The organism is Cupriavidus sp. SK-4 (assembly GCF_000611125.1).
In the GTDB taxonomy this organism is placed as follows: Bacteria; Pseudomonadota; Gammaproteobacteria; order Burkholderiales; family Burkholderiaceae; genus Cupriavidus; species Cupriavidus necator.
The window spans coordinates 80436-95156 of sequence record NZ_JFJW01000014.1 but is presented as its reverse complement, the minus strand read 5'-3'; the positions used below and the strand labels follow the sequence as shown (position 1 = coordinate 95156).

10 protein-coding genes and 1 pseudogene are annotated in these 14721 nt (G+C 60.2%); all 11 read right to left on the bottom strand.

Annotation, left to right across the window (positions count from 1 at the left end; translation table 11 throughout):
- Window positions 1-559: 559 nt before the first annotated feature.
- A complete protein-coding gene (locus CF68_RS03285; protein WP_084187038.1) occupies window positions 560-1546 on the bottom strand; it encodes a tripartite tricarboxylate transporter substrate binding protein in 987 nt (328 codons plus the stop codon).
- A 48-nt stretch (window positions 1547-1594) separates the two neighbouring features.
- Window positions 1595-3262 carry a GMC family oxidoreductase gene (locus CF68_RS03280; protein WP_035815986.1) on the bottom strand — a complete coding sequence of 556 codons (1668 nt, stop codon included), beginning with the start codon at window positions 3260-3262 and terminating at the stop codon, window positions 1595-1597.
- A 68-nt stretch (window positions 3263-3330) separates the two neighbouring features.
- Window positions 3331-4818: an aldehyde dehydrogenase gene (locus tag CF68_RS03275; RefSeq protein WP_084187036.1), complete on the bottom strand. Its 1488-nt coding sequence runs from the start codon at window positions 4816-4818 to the stop codon at window positions 3331-3333.
- Between the two features lie 237 nt (window positions 4819-5055).
- Window positions 5056-6003 carry a LysR substrate-binding domain-containing protein gene (locus tag CF68_RS03270; protein ID WP_035815985.1) on the bottom strand — a complete coding sequence of 316 codons (948 nt, stop codon included), beginning with the start codon at window positions 6001-6003 and terminating at the stop codon, window positions 5056-5058.
- Between the two features lie 217 nt (window positions 6004-6220).
- Complete coding sequence (locus CF68_RS03265) at window positions 6221-9622, bottom strand: adenylate/guanylate cyclase domain-containing protein (RefSeq protein WP_035815984.1); 3402 nt, start codon at window positions 9620-9622, stop codon at window positions 6221-6223.
- 197 nt (window positions 9623-9819) lie between these two features.
- Window positions 9820-10326 (bottom strand): annotated as a pseudogene (locus tag CF68_RS38940) (Bug family tripartite tricarboxylate transporter substrate binding protein); the annotation flags it as partial.
- A 118-nt stretch (window positions 10327-10444) separates the two neighbouring features.
- The gene (locus tag CF68_RS38935; protein ID WP_051591384.1) at window positions 10445-10795 is read right to left on the bottom strand and encodes a tripartite tricarboxylate transporter substrate binding protein; all 351 of its coding nucleotides are present in this window, start codon (window positions 10793-10795) and stop codon (window positions 10445-10447) included.
- A gap of 71 nt (window positions 10796-10866) precedes the next feature.
- Window positions 10867-11040 carry an aldehyde dehydrogenase family protein gene (locus CF68_RS38930; protein ID WP_255351077.1) on the bottom strand — a complete coding sequence of 58 codons (174 nt, stop codon included), beginning with the start codon at window positions 11038-11040 and terminating at the stop codon, window positions 10867-10869.
- A complete protein-coding gene (locus CF68_RS03255; RefSeq protein ID WP_255351076.1) occupies window positions 10959-12329 on the bottom strand; it encodes an aldehyde dehydrogenase family protein in 1371 nt (456 codons plus the stop codon). The genes CF68_RS38930 and CF68_RS03255 overlap by 82 nt, the downstream gene beginning before the upstream one ends.
- A 5-nt stretch (window positions 12330-12334) precedes the next feature.
- On the bottom strand, window positions 12335-13384 hold the full coding sequence (locus CF68_RS03250) for a zinc-binding dehydrogenase (protein WP_035815982.1): 1050 nt from the start codon (window positions 13382-13384) through the stop codon (window positions 12335-12337).
- Between the two features lie 78 nt (window positions 13385-13462).
- Window positions 13463-14422, bottom strand: coding sequence for a LysR family transcriptional regulator (locus CF68_RS03245; RefSeq protein WP_051591383.1), 960 nt, complete (start codon window positions 14420-14422; stop codon window positions 13463-13465).
- Window positions 14423-14721 lie beyond the last annotated feature (299 nt).

The following is a 14721-nucleotide window of genomic DNA, read 5'->3' as shown; positions in this document are numbered from 1 at the left end:
CGTCCGCTGGAGGTATTTCAGCGGCCTGCTAGTGCACTACGCATCCAGGGATAAAGCTGGGATCGTCCTGATTGCTGCAGTGTGGAGTTAGCAATATTCAATTGATGTCTCCCGATCTTGTCTGGCAGCCGCGCAGGGCCCGCTCTTGCACGCATGTCGAAGTGTCAGAGCGATCATAGCATGCAATCCGTTAATTGGTACCGGTTCCGGTGACCGCAACCAAGGCGATAGTTACCGGGGGGCGCGGTGTCCCCGCAGCGCCGAAACTTCTCAGCGGCAACTCGGGATATGGGTCAAATCGCCAGCGTTAAGGGCCCGTTCAACTAGGTAGCTGGGAAGCACGTTGGCGTCATCGGGGGCAACGAGGTCGAGCAAGGGAGGGCTTGGCAACAAGCCGGCATGGTTGATCAGTCCTGGCTCCAGCGTTACGTGCTTGCATAGCTGCCGTCAGAACGCAGCGCGTCGATGTAGCCCTTCGGCAATACTTTGCAGCGGCCTGCACAAGCACCGTATGGCTCGTTTCACGGCTCAGCGTGATATCGCCAGGCACCTGCGTCGATCAGGCGCTGCTCTCAATCTTGACCGTCTTGCCAAGCTCTCGCCATTTGCTCAGTTCAGTCTCAAGATAATGCCGAAAATCATCGGGGGAGCCCTGTATTGGCTTGCAATATAGCTTCTTCATTTGGCTGGCTACAGCAGGCTTCGCTCCGATCTTGTTTATCGCCTCATTCAGCTTCTTGATGAGGCTCGGATCCATGCCGGCGGGCCCGATCAATCCGTAGAAAGTAAAATCGATGCCCTTCAACTCTGCAACACCGGTCTCAGTCAGGGAGGGGACATTGGCCAATTCTGGCAGCCGTTGAGATCCGGTCACCGTGATTGCTTTCAGCCTTCCCGATGTAGCGAAAGGGATCGCAAACTGCGCAAGCGTGAGTCCGACGTGTACATTGCCCGCGGCCACTTCACGTGCAACGTCTTGATCGGACTTGAAAGGGATGTGGGTAAGGTCAATACCAGTCACCTTCTTCACATATTCGAGCTGCAAGTGGTTTGCCGAGCCGATTCCGGCGGACCCGTAGTTCAGCTTGCCCGGATTGGCCTTGGCGTAGGTAATTAACTCTCGCATCGACGAAACCGGCATTGACGGATGAACGAAGAACACGCCGGGGGCTGTGGCAATCATCCCGATCAAACTGAAGTCCTTCAGAGGATCGTAAGGCAGGTCTTTGCGAATCCCCGGGCCTTGGCCAAGAGCGCTACCCCCTGCCAACGTCAAGGTCAATCCATCCGGCGGAGCTGCAAGCATTGGACGAATGGCAAGCAGCTGTGAGGCACCTGGCTTGTTATCGACGATCACTGGCACGCCCAGCAGTTCCGTCAGGTGCGAAGCGTATAGTCTGGCGACGTTGTCCGCACCGCTACCAGCGCTAAATCCAACGAGAAGGCGGATGGGGCGTGTACTACCAGGCTGGGCAAGGACCGATCGAGTGAACAAAGCACCCGCACCCAGCGCAAGTAGTGCTCGGCGAGAAATTCTGGCTTGCATTTTGTCTCCTGCTTTATTTATAAGAAGTAACGTTCTACATTTTTATATTTAGTGCTGCGCGGTTTCCTCGTTGCGCAGAGGGCTTTGGCCGACCGACGTCAATTGCTGCGTGTCTGCCAGAACCATATCCGCGCACTTCTCACCGATCATCATGCAAGGCACGCTAGTGTTCCCAGAGATGATGGTGGGCATCACGGAGGCATCGGCAATCCTGAGCCCCTTGATGCCATGCACTCGAAGCCGCTCGTCGACCACCGACATCGCATCGCCACCCATCTTGCATGTGCCGACCATGTGCTGAGTAATTTGGCCGGTATTCCGAATAAACTCCAGAATTTCCTCATCGGACTGGACCTGAGGGCCAGGAGAAATTTCTTCAGCAATCACATCTCGCAATGGCGATGCGGCAGCGATATGTCGGGCGCATCGAACCGCGGCTACTGCGGTGCTGCGATCATATTCGGTGTCCAGGAAGCGGTACCGGATCATTGGCGGTGCAGCCGGATCTTTTGATCGGATGTGAATGCTGCCGGTGCTCTCCGTACGTTGCACGTGCGTATACATCATGAACCCTTCCATTTTCGACATACGACGACCCTTCCCCGTCTTGACATCAATGATGTATGGGCTGACAACCATCATGACGTCCGGCTCGTTCAGTTCCGAACGGGATCGAGCGAACACCCGCATCGAGCCGTGGCCCTGCGCGATCAGTCCCTTGCGCAGGAATACCCAATGAAGGATTTCCATACCAAGACGCCATCCATGCCCCTTCTTCGCCAGAGAGACGCCGTGTTTGGAAAACCGCCACTTCATCATGGCAGCATAGTGGTCGCGCAGATTCTCACCGACACCTTTTAGTTCGTGCACCAGCGCAATCCCATACTCACGGAGAACCTCAGGATTACCGATGCCGGACAATTCGAGGAGCTTGGGCGTATTGGCTGTTCCTGCACAGAGAATGACTTCGCGCGCGGTTTGGGCTTCCTGAATCGTGCCGTTACGGCGGAAGCGCACGCCTGCGCAACGCTTTCCCTCCATGATTAGAGAGGTAGCCTCAGCTCCCGTAACGATGGTCAGATTCGGCCGCCGTCTAACTGGTTCGAGATACTGGGTTGCCGTGCTCTGACGCTCACCGCGATAGCCAGTCAGCTGTGCCATTGCGACGCCCTCCTGCGAGGCCCCACTGTAGTCACTGTTGTAAGGAATTCCTACGGCCTGAGCCGATCGAATGAAGAGGTCATAAAACGAGGATAGTTTTTTGCTCTGCGTGACTTTGACTGGCCCCGAGCGTCCGCGGTACTCGTCTGAACCAATCTCCGTGCTTTCGATCTTCTTGAGGTACGGAAGAACCTCCTTGAAGCTCCACCCTTTACAGCCAAGCGCGCTCCACGTGTCGTAGTCCAGCCGTTGGCCCCGGTTGTAAACAATGGCGTTGATTGAGCTGCTGCCACCCAGCATCTTTCCGCGTGGACAAGCAATGCGACGATTTCCGTGCGTGGGGTCAGGCTCCGACTCATAGCGCCAATCGACCAGAGGATTGTCGACCAGAAACAACACCCCAAGAGGGGGCCGTGACCAGATATATTTCCCTCCCTTTACACCTGCCTCAAGGCAGAGGACCGTATACTTGCCGTTTTCACTGAGTCGGCTGGCCACTACGCCACCGGCCGAACCTGAGCCGACAACAATGAAGTCATAGGTGTTTGGCTGCATAGATCTGCTACTGCTTCGATATCATGGGTCAATGACTGCGTATTTCTCTGCGGGACTGCACAACGGCTTTAGTCGCCGTTGATGTAGACACTCTTCTCGTACAGGAATCCTTCAACGTGTTGAGCGCCGCCTTTGACGCCATACCCGCTTTGCTTGTAGCCACTGAAGCCCACTGCAGGATCGGCCAGTCCATAGCAATTGACCCACATCTTTCCAGCCTTGATGCCATGGATCATCCTGGTCATGGTGCCGACATTGGTGGTCCACACAGCACCTCCCAGGCCGTATTCTGTATCGTTAGCCAGGCGCAGCGCTTCGTCCGTCGTGTCAAATGGAATCACCGACGCCACCGGTCCGAAGATTTCTTCGCGGGCGATCCTCATGTCGTTACGAACGTTATCGAAAACGGTCGGCGCGACAAAGTAGCCTTCGGCTAGTTCGCCTGCGAGCTGGTTGCCACCAGCGGCCAACCGGGCACCCTCCTCCACCCCGATGGACATGTAGGTCATCACTCGGTCGAGTTGACGTTTGGAAACCAGAGGGCCAAGTTGAACACCAGGCTCAAACGGATCTCCGACCTTGATTGCTTTCGTGAAGTCAGCGAGTCGCGCAACGAAGGCTTCGTGGATGCTGCGTTGGACAAAGATCCTTGTTCCTGCTGAGCAGATCTGTCCAGAGTTGTTAAAGACGCCCATCGCCGCTCCGGGAACTGCCTTGTCGAGATTGGCATCCGCGAACACGATATCCGGCGACTTCCCCCCCAGCTCCAACTGAATTCGCTTCATGTTTCCAGCTGAAGCCTTAATGATTTCCCGGCCTGTAACGGTGGAGCCGGTGAATGCAATGCGGTCGACACCCATATGCGCTGCAAGAGCGGCGCCTGCTTCGGAGCCATACCCGGTCACGACATTGATCACGCCTTCCGGTACACCCGCTTCGACGAGCAATTCGGCCGTTCGCAGGGTCGTTAGCGAAGCGTCTTCCGCCGGCTTGATGACCGCGGTACAGCCGGTAGCCAAAGCACCACCCATAATCCACCACATGCTGATCAAGGGTGCATTCCAGGGCGTAATACCACCGATCACGCCAACCGGTGCCTTAAGCGTCAGCGTTGTGTAGTTTCCAGATAGCGAGTTCGGAATGGTTGAGCCGGCCCAGTTCATCGCCTGGCTGGCGAAGTACATAATCGTTTTGAGCAGGCCATCCTTCATTGCGCGCGTACGGGACAGGGGTGCGCCCATATCCAGCGTGTCGAGGACTGCGAGTTCCTCGAAGTTCGCCTCAATGACATCGCAAACGCGCAGCATCAACGCATAGCGGTCATGCGGAGTGAATCGGCTCCACGGGCCCTCAAATGCGCGACGTGCCGCGACGACCGCCGCGTTGATATCGCCCTCTCCGCCGCGCGCCAGGGTTGCCAGCACTTTGCCGGCGGCGGGGTTGAAAGTCTGGATGCTCTCACCGGTCACCGATGGTTGCCACTTGCCGTCAATGAAATGCGCTTTATCGGGGTTGGACAAGAACGCTGGCCGAATTGTAGATGGCGTGTCGATCAAGAATGTCTCCTTCGATGAATGGTCGTGGCATCGTCGCCCTGGTACTTGCGGCGATTCGTCTGCAAGGCCCGCACGACAAGCAAGGTTGTGCAAGGATCTTAAGGACGCATGCATGGAAGGAGGAAATACTGTTTTGTTGTCTCCCTCATCGCGCCAGCTTATGGGGACGGCCGGGACGATCTGCCCGGCTGACGCGAGAGTGATGGGGGAACAACGGGCGAGTCGGGCCAGCCGGCGTCAGGCGTGGGACGACGGAAGAATCCGAGCCCCTTGCCATATGCCGTTCCGAATTAACCCATGCGCGACCTGCACTAGCTCGCTGTGAACGATAGATGCACTGGCAGACAACTTCTGGGCGGGCAGTGAAAACGCATAATTCACGCGCGTGATCGGTGCGTCGGAGATAGGCAGGCATCTCCAACCTTGCGGCGCATAGTGCAACTGGATAGCGGCCATGGGTTGGACCGTGGCCCCGCCTCCTTCCGCGACATAGCGCATCACGAGTTGCACGGAGTCGATCTCAGCAACGACCTCCACCGAAAGGTTGGCGCGCTCCAGTTCGCTGGTGAAGCGGCGCCGGAGGTTGTGACTCGCTGAGGACAGCACCATGGGCAGCGCAGCCGCTTCGGCCAGCGTCAGTGACGTCTTGTCTGGCGCGACTAGCTTACTGTCTGCCGGTACGATCACGAACACGTCTTCTTCAAGTAGAGGCTCGAAGACGAGGTCGCTGGCTGCAGTTTTGCTGAAAAGGATCACGACATCCAGCTCGTCGCGTCGTGCTCTCTCTTCCAGGTGCTGCGGCAGTGCCGAAACCACATTTAGCACGATGCCCGGATAGTTGTCCTTCATGTGTAGCAGCAGTGGCAAGCCCAACATGCATGTCGAGGTAGGAGCCAGGCCCAGCGTAACGCGGCCCTTCACGTTGGAGGATTCCTGACGTGCAATCAGCACCGCCTCGTCCAGCTGGCGCAGCATTAGCTTGGCGTGGCGATACAGCGCCGCGCCGTTTGGCGTTGGCACGACGCCCCGGGCCGACCGCACCAGCAGGGGCTTGCCCACTTCCTCTTCGAGCCGTGCGATCTGCTGGCTGAGGGCCGGTTGCGCAACGAAAAACTGGCGCGACGCCTTGGTCAGGCTGCCACTCTCGACCACCTGGACGAAATACCGCAGTCCCCGCACGTCCATCAACAAATCCGTATAGTGAAGTCAGGCGTCACAGACATCCTGAAGTTTGACTCTCCGAGCCAACGTCAATGCAGTACGCACTGCCTGTGCCATGCGACTTCACTGCCGCGGGGCCGAGCCTGGAGTATCGATGCTAGCATAATGATTCCATTTTTCGGATCGTGTTCCGATGTACGGAATAGGTCTACTCTTACCTGCCCGCTTGCGCCCTGCGCGCTCAAGACCATTTGCGAAGCAGCGCCTTGGCATCAAGCCAATCACCGGTATCGAACCCCTCCACAAAACTGCCATGGACTTCGGCCAGCAAATGGCGGGCGGCGTCACGCTTGCCTTGCAGATCCCAGAGACGGGCCAGGCTTAGCGCACATCGCAACTCAGTTGACCGCGCGCCCTGTCGGCGCGCGAGCGCAATGGCCTTGCTGAGACAGGATTCCGCTTCCTTGTGCGTGGTGGGAATGCCACCGGCGTCGCTCCCCGCCATCTTGACCAACAGCTCGCCCCTTAGGCGAAGCAGTGCAGGTTGATCGAGCCGCTCGCCGGTCCTTTCCGTCAGCGAAAGCGCGTGGCGCAGCACCCGAAGCGCGAGTTCGCATTTCCCCGCTCTGCCGTACGCGTCGGCCAGAAGGCCAAATAGTGATGACCGCCCCAGTCTGGATTTCGTCGCCCGGTGCGCGCGAAGCCCCAGCCGCATTTGCACAACGCCTTCCTCGTACTTGCCCAGCCGCGCGAGCGCCCACCCCCGCAGGATCGTTCCCCATGCCTCATAGATCGGGAATCCGCGCTCGCTCGAAACGGCAATGGCGGCTTCAGCATATTCAAGCGACTTCTGGACCTCGTCCCTGCGCTGGTATAGTTCAGCCGCAAAGATCAGGCTCAGCGCCAGGCCAAATGGATCGGCAGCCGCCCTGGCCAGTTCCAGCGCCTCTTCGCAGCGGTTGCGCGACTGATCCGGTAAGCCGAGGTACCACAAGATCCAGCTCAAGGTGCTGCGTATATGAACCGCGGGGTTTCGCACAAGACGTAGCAGGTGGTCATAGGACTGCCGGCCGGGACGATGCAGCGTCAATGCCTGCTCCATGTGATGCCGCGCCATCCCGATCTTTCCCAGGCGCAGCAGCGTAACGCCCAAAGCCCGATGCGCCTCCGCAAGCCGTTCCACGTCGCTTGTTTTCTGCGCGAGACCCAGCAGGCGCTCGGCCAAGGCGTATGCCCGGTCCAGTTCCGCCCGCAACAGATAGTGGGACCAAAGGCCTGCCTGGGCGGAAAACTGCTCCGGCATGCCTCCGTCGCGTTCGCACAACGCCAGTGCCTGCGTGTAGGTTTCCTCGACCTCTGCCGACCCATGGCCGCGGGCAGCGATCCAGGCAGGACCGAGCGTCAGCAGCAACCGAATCTCCTCGCGGGTCCGTTCGGGGGTATCAGGCAAAGCCCGGAGAAGCTCGAGGGCTGTACCGAGATGCCGGATGCCTTCACGCTGGGCGGACTGCCGCAAAGCTTGCTCGCCTGCGAGATGCAGATAATGGATCGCTTTCCTGGCATTTCTGCTCTTGCTGTAGTGGTGGGCCAGTTCATTGAGGTAGTCGTCCAGTCTGCCGGGAAACAGCGATTCGATGGCCTCGGCGGTGCGCTCATGCAGCTTGCTTCGCTGGCTGAGCAGCAGCGAATTGGCGGAGACTTCCTGGATCAGCGCGTGCGTGAACGCGTACTCGACTTCTGGGAATGCGGGGCGCTCAAAAATGAAATCACTGCGCTGGAGATCGTCGAGTAGCAGCGGCAGCATCTGCTCGGACAACGCGGCAACACACCGTACCAGGCTTAACGAAAAGTCCTTGCCGATGATTGCCAGAACCTGCAACAGCTCTTTCTGTGCTTGCGGCAGGCGGTCAATGCGCGAGGCGACCACGCCCTGCACGGTAGTCGGGATATGAAGCGACACAGAATCCGTCTCGGTCCGGTAGTTCCCCGGCTCGCCAAGGATGACGCCTTCTTCCGCCAGTGTCCTGACAACTTCTTCCACGAAGAAGGGATTGCCCTCGGTCTTCGCCAGGATGAGCTGCTTCAACGACCCAAGCCCGGCATGATCACCCAATAATGCCGTGAGTAGCTCTTGTGCATCCGCTTGGCCCAGGGATTCGAGGTGCAACTGGATGTAGCACGGCAGGTGCTTCCAGTCATGGGCGTAATCCTTCCGGTAGTTGACCAGTAACAGGATTCTGGCAACTGGCACATGCTCTACGAATTCATCGATAAACGCTTCGGTCTCACTGTCCAGCCATTGCAGATCCTCAAACAACAACAAGACGGGCTGGTTGTGGCTTTCTCTTACCAGCAGGCGAATAATCGCTTCAAAGGTGCGCTGGCGCCGGAGCCTGGCGTCCGTCATCGGCAGAGTTGAGGACGGTTCTCGGATACCGAGCAGATCGAGCAGATAGGGCAGTTGATCCTCCAGCGCGCGGTCCAGTGTCAGCAGCCTCCCGATGACCTTTTCGCGATACAACCGCTCGTCATCGGACGCGACGATCTGGAAGTAGTTTTTCAACAGATCGATCAGAGGGAGATAGGGAAATGCTTTGCCATGCGAAACCGAGAAAGTTTCCAGCACTAGGCAACCCTGTTGTGAACGGGTTTTGAATTCGTGGAACAAGCGCGACTTGCCAACACCAGCCTCGCCCGCCACCCCGACGATCCGTCCGTGCTTTGCGTTGGCCGAGACCAGCGCCGCATCCAAACACTCAAGCTCGCGCTCGCGTCCGACGAATCTCGACAGGCCGCGGTACGCCGACACTTGCAGTCGCGTGCGCAGCGTACCGAGCTCAAGCAGTTCATAGACGGAAAGCGGAGTCCGGATGCCTTTTACGTTCGTGGCACCCAACGCTTTGAAATGGAAGTATCCGTCGGCAAGCTTATACGTCGAGTCGCTGACGAGTACCGTCGACGGCGCCGCCATCCCTTCCATCCGTGAAGCGATATGAATGGTGTGACCGACCGGATCATAGTCCGTGTGCAGGTCGTCTTTGCGAATAGATCGCACTACCACTTCGCCGGTGTGGATACCAACGCGAATCTGCAGCGAAATCCCTATTTCTAACCGAATCCTGTCGGCATGCCGGTGCATCGCTTCCTGCATCCGCAATGCCGCATACAGCGCCCGCAACGGGTGGTCTTCGTGCGCAATCGGAGCGCCGAACAGTGCAAGGATGCCATCCCCTAATGACTTGGCCACGTACCCTTCATAGTGGTGTACGGCCTCCATCATGATGGCCACAACTGGATCAATCAGTTCTCGCGCTTCCTCCGGGTCGAGGTCCTGGATCATTGCCGTCGACCCGGCCATATCGGCGAACAACGCGGTAATCGTCTTGCGCTCGCCAGCTTCCTGCCCTCTGGCCTCCATCGCTGCCCGTTCGGCCAAAATACGCTGGGCCAGGTGTGTAGGCGTGTACAGAACCGGGGCACTGACGCCCGGCGCCGCCATCGATGCGCCACAGGAACCGCAGAACTTTGCCGTAGCGGGAGATTCGTGGCCGCATTGGAGACATGTCCGACCCAACACATGGCCGCATTCCTCACAGAACCTCCCGCGCGCGGGGTTCTCAAACCCGCACTTTGTGCAGCGCATAGCATCCTCGAGCAGCCTTCGGCTTCTACCATTACAGGCGCAAAGCCCGTGCCTCGCAAGGCTATCAGCGCTACCCCCGGGTCGCACAGGTGTAGGAGAAATAATGGCGGAGCCGTCGTCCAGCCCGAAGGCCAGGCCGGGGCTGCGCGGGGTGCAAATGGAGAGAGGCTTTCTAAGCACGGGTTGTCTCCTGGCTGTCAATCTTTGGGAATGTTCGGCGCCTTCACCAATTCGGCGGTCTCAGAGATCTCTTTTTCCAGATAGCGCCTGAACTCTTCGGGATTGGATGTCCATGGCGCGGAGCCCTCGGCCTCGAAGCGGCTGATGACCTCTTTGTCCCGAGCCGCGTGGTTCAGTGCATCGGAAAGCTTCTTCACCACGGCCTGCGGCGTGCCCGCCGGAGCCAGTAGGCCCAGCCAGTAGGTGTAGGTGAAAGGCACACCCTGCTCCATCAGCGTGGGAACGTCTGCCAGCGCGGGCAAGCGCTTCGAATCGGTCACCGCCAAGGCGCGCAGCTTTCCGGAGGCCAGGTAGGGCGCAATTCCCGACAAGCCACCGAAAATCAGCGTCACGCGGCCCGCCGCGACGTCGGGCAGGGCCGTAGCCGAGCCCTTGTAGGGCACGTGATGCATGTCGACCTTCTGGCGGTGGGCGAACATCGCCCCGTTGATGTGGAGCGTGCTGCCCACACCCGCAGAGGCATAGGTGACGTGGTCCGTGCTCGCCGTTTGATCAGGTCGGACACGGAGCGAAGCGGTAGTTCGCCGCCGACTGCCAGGATGTTCGGCGCGCGTTGCGCGGGTCCGATTGGCGTGAAGTCCTTCAGCACGTCGAAGCCCGGATTGAGCTCAGGGCCGGCATGGACGTCAGCGTGCTCGTGTGCGCGAGGAGAGTGTAGCCGTCGGCGAGTGAATCCTTGACGACGCGAACGCCGAGGATGGAGTCGCCGCCGGGCCGGTTGTCCACGATCACGGGCCGGCCGAGCCGCTCACTCATTTTCTGGGCGAGCAGGCGCGTGGAAACATCGAGGGAGCCGCCTGCCGCAGAAGGCACCACGATGCGGATTGTTTTCGATGGGATAGGCTCGTTCGCGTACGCCGACGCGGCGACCCACCAGGTCGTGGCGACTGCGCCGAGCGCCTTCGTCCACGTGAGTCCATTCTTTTTATACATCGTTCCTCGCACCATTGGACTTGTTCTCGATCGCGCCCCGAGGCGGTCCTACACCGGTCTTACACCTGGTCTTACACCCGCACGGTGCTCTGGAGCACCGTCTTCGAGATCATGTATGCATCAAGGCTGGACTCGCCTCCCTCGCGCCCGATCCCGCTATCCTTCACGCCGCCGAAGGGCGTGTCCGCGCCCGGGGCGCCGAAGTGGTTGATCGACAGCACGCCCGATTCCAGTTCGCGGCTGATACGCTCGGCCGCTTCGAGCGAATTCGTGAACGCGTAAGCACCGAGGCCGAGGGCAAGGCGTTGGCGATGGACAGCGCGTCGTCCAGGTTCTCCGCCCCCACGCAGGTACCCACCGGCCCGAAGGGTTCCAGCACCATCGCGTCTGCATCGAGCGGCACATCGACCAGCACCGTGGGCGCGAAGAAGCAGCCGCGGTCGCCGATGCGCTCACCCCCCGCGGCGACACGCGCGCCTCGCTGTCGCGCATCGGCCACCAATGCTTCCATTACCGCCAGCCGCCGCTGATTCGCCACCGGGCCCATCTGCACGCCCGGCTCGAAACCGTCGCCAACCCGCATCTCCCTGGCAGCTTCTGCCATGGCGTTTACAAACTCGGTATAGATGCTCCGGTGCACGATGAACCGGCTCGGCGAAGCGCAAATCTGCCCTGTAACACGCATTTTCGCAATCGCGGCTTCGCGCCCCAGTCGAACGGGATCGACGTCTTCGCACACCAGCACGGGGGCGTGTCCACCAAGTTCCATGAGCACGGGCTTCATCGCAGCCCCGGCGAGTTGGGACAGGTGCTTGCCGACCGCGACGGACCCCGTGAGCGTCACTGCCCGAATGATGGGGGAGGCGATCAAGGTGGTCGAGATCATCCCCGGATCGCCGAACACCAGGTTCAGCACGCCGGGAGGAAGGCCCGCATCGACTAAGCACTGGACCAGTGCGCAGGCCGCACCCGGCGTTTCCTCCGCGGCCTTCAGCACGACGGAGCAACCGGCCGCCAAGGCGCCACTGACCTTGCGGGAAGGAGAACTCAGAGGAACGTTCCAGGGCGTGAAGGCCGCGACTGGGCCGATCGGCTGGCGCAGCACCATTTGCTGCTTGCGCGGGCCGGCGGGAACGATGGTGCCGTAGGTGCGCAGCGCCTGCGCGGCGTCCCAGTCGAAAAAGCTCGCGGATCGCTCCACCTCGGCACAAGCCTGCGCGAAGGGCTTGCCGTTCTCGAGGGTGATGATGCTCGCGATCTGGTCGCGACGCTCGCGGAGCAGCCCGGCCGCGACCAGGAGAATGCGACCGCGCTTGTCGGGCGGCGTGTCACGCCACAGGCGGAATCCCTCCGTCGCCGCGCGCAGGGCGCGCGCGAGGTCCTCCTCGGTAGCCCGGGGCACCAGCGCGAGCACGCGTTCGTTGCTCGGGTTCTTCACTTCGCCGCAGAGCGCGCGGTCAAGGATCCATTCCCCATCGATGAAGAGGGCGATGGAGGGGTAGCTTGCCTTGTTCGAGTTCACATTCGCATTCATGGCGCTTACATCAGGAAAACGGCCTTGCCGGTGGCCTGTTGATCGAACAGCCGATAGGCCTCCTGCCCCTGGTCGAATTTCCATTGGTGGGTGAAGATGGCGTCGACGTCGACTTTGCGGTCGGCCACGAACCGGGCGCATTCGGACTGGATGATCGAGGAGAAGGTCCACGACCCCATGATCGTGATCTGCTTGCGGATCAGGTCGGATGACACGTCCGTCTTCAGCTCCCCGCCTTCGCCGACGAAGCAGACCTTCCCCCAGACCTTCAGGCACTTGATCGCGGACACGCGGCCGGCCTGCGATCCCGAGGCATCCAGGGACGCATCCGCGCCGCGGCCGCGGGTCAACTCCTTCACGGCCACCACGGGGTCGATTTCAGATGCGTCAACTACAGCATCGGCTCCAAACTTCTTGGCCAGTGCCAGCCGTTGCGAATTGATGTCCACCGCGATGACTTCGGCGCCCATGGCCTTGGCCAGCTGGGTCGCCGCCAGGCCCACAGGGCCCTGCCCGAAGATCGCTATCGCCTGGTTGCCGAGCAGGTTCAGGCGAAGCATGGCGCCGTAGGCTGTGCCCGTTCCGCAGGAGATGGCGGCCCCGGCCGCGAAAGAGAGCTTGTCCGGCAGAGGCAGCACCGTTGCCGCTGGCACCTTCATGTATTGCGCATGAGCGCCATGGTCGTTGTTTCCGAAGGAGCGGATAGGAATTTCCTGGCACAACTGCTGCCAGCCGCTGCGGCAAAAGCTGCAGGAGGCGCACCCGGCGTAGTGATGAACCATCACGCGATCACCCACGCGCCCGGCGGACTCCGGAACATCTGCACCAATGGCCGCGATGGTCCCGCAAGGTTCGTGGCCTCCGATCACTGGGCCGTTCTGGTATTGATGGCGGGCGCTCGTGGGCGTCCCCTTGGGGCGACGATAGTAGTGCAGGTCGCTTCCACAGAAACCGGACGCCTTGATCTCCAAGACGATTTCGCCTGGACCCGGGGTCGGGTCGGGGAACTTCAGATATTCAACCTCCCGTCCGCCGGGGAATGTTAATGCACGCATAGCAGCCTCCTTTACTTGATGCGTGCAGTGTAAGAACAGGGCTGGGCGCGGACTACCCGGCATTCCTTGATGAGCCCATCATCCCTGGTGAGGGCTGAGGTTTACCCTGCCCCCCCGTTCAGTGAATATGGCACCAGGCCATCTCCCTTGCGTGACTAGATCCCTTGCCACGTCGCGAAGCACGACCCTGACTGCAAGCGCCGCTGGTGACATCTCCGGTTCGCTGATGCTCGAGATGACCGTCTGGCGCCGCATGAACGGACTGGCGATTTCCCAGTACCTAATCCGTTCCGATAGCAGCCGGGCTGTGATCGCACCCGGTTGGATCGTCGCGGCGAATCCGGCCGAGACGATTGTCATCAGGATCTCTAGGCTGTCCACCTCCAGCACGATGTTCGGTTGAACGCCGATTCGCCCAAACGCATCCTCCGCGACCGAGCGTACGATGTGCGACCCCATGACCAGCGGCACTTGCCCGAGGTCCTCCAAGGCAATGGTGCGGTCCTGGAAGGAGCAGAGTTCCGGAATATCGCGGTCGCCGATCAGGAACATTCGCTCCTCCAGTAGGGGCAGTGTTCCGCCAGGGAAAGGCAGCCCCGTCTCGAAAAGCACAGCCATGTCCAACTGGCGCGCGTTGAGCATTGCCACAAGGTTGAGCGAGAGGCTTCCGACGAGCCGGACGCGAATGTCCGGGTAACGCAACTTCATCATTTCGACAAACGGCAGTGCCATCACGGCCGCCGCGGAGGAGGAAATTCCCACGCTCACCTGTCCAGCGAGCCGAGCTTGCTGTGCAGCTTGCGCCGCCGCCTCCACGTGCCGCAGGGCGAGCTGGGCGTGCTTGTAGAAGCCCAATCCGGCATCCGTCGGCTTCACGCCGGTGGCGGTGCGATGCAGCAGCCGCGTGCTCAGCTCGCTCTCCAGGCGCGTGAGTTGCTGGCTCAACCCTGACGAGACGAGCCCCATTTCCTTGGCGGCTCGGCCGATACTGCCGGCTTCGACCACCTTGACAAAGTAGCGCATCTGCCGAATTTCCATACGGCACCTCCGAGGCCGTTCAGGTTGCTGGCGGTCAATCGTACCGACTTCCGGTACAAGTGACGCCGGTCGGAAACCGTGGATGCCAACAGTTGAAGGAAGGTCAGCCCGCCATTCAATCAGAGTAAAAGCAGGCCGTATTGGCTGTGGGCGATAAATGGTCCAGACGAGCCTAAGTGCGTTGCCGGTTGTACCTGTGGAAGCAAGCGCGGAGACGCTTTCCTACTGGCCGTTGCCCACTCAGAAAAAAAGGAAGGCCGGAGCCTGTCGTTCAACCCGAAGGCCAGGCCGGCAGACAG

Coding starts and splice junctions, on each gene's coding strand:
- CF68_RS03245 (WP_051591383.1), bottom strand. CDS start 14,422: ATGGAAATTCGGCAGATGCGCTACTTTGTCAAGGTGGTCGAAGCCGGC.
- CF68_RS38935 (WP_051591384.1), bottom strand. CDS start 10,795: ATGTATAAAAAGAATGGACTCACGTGGACGAAGGCGCTCGGCGCAGTC.
- CF68_RS03270 (WP_035815985.1), bottom strand. CDS start 6,003: ATGGACGTGCGGGGACTGCGGTATTTCGTCCAGGTGGTCGAGAGTGGC.
- CF68_RS03255 (WP_255351076.1), bottom strand. CDS start 12,329: ATGAATGCGAATGTGAACTCGAACAAGGCAAGCTACCCCTCCATCGCC.
- CF68_RS03250 (WP_035815982.1), bottom strand. CDS start 13,384: ATGCGTGCATTAACATTCCCCGGCGGACGGGAGGTTGAATATCTGAAG.
- CF68_RS03285 (WP_084187038.1), bottom strand. CDS start 1,546: ATGCAAGCCAGAATTTCTCGCCGAGCACTACTTGCGCTGGGTGCGGGT.
- CF68_RS03280 (WP_035815986.1), bottom strand. CDS start 3,262: ATGCAGCCAAACACCTATGACTTCATTGTTGTCGGCTCAGGTTCGGCC.
- CF68_RS03265 (WP_035815984.1), bottom strand. CDS start 9,622: ATGCGCTGCACAAAGTGCGGGTTTGAGAACCCCGCGCGCGGGAGGTTC.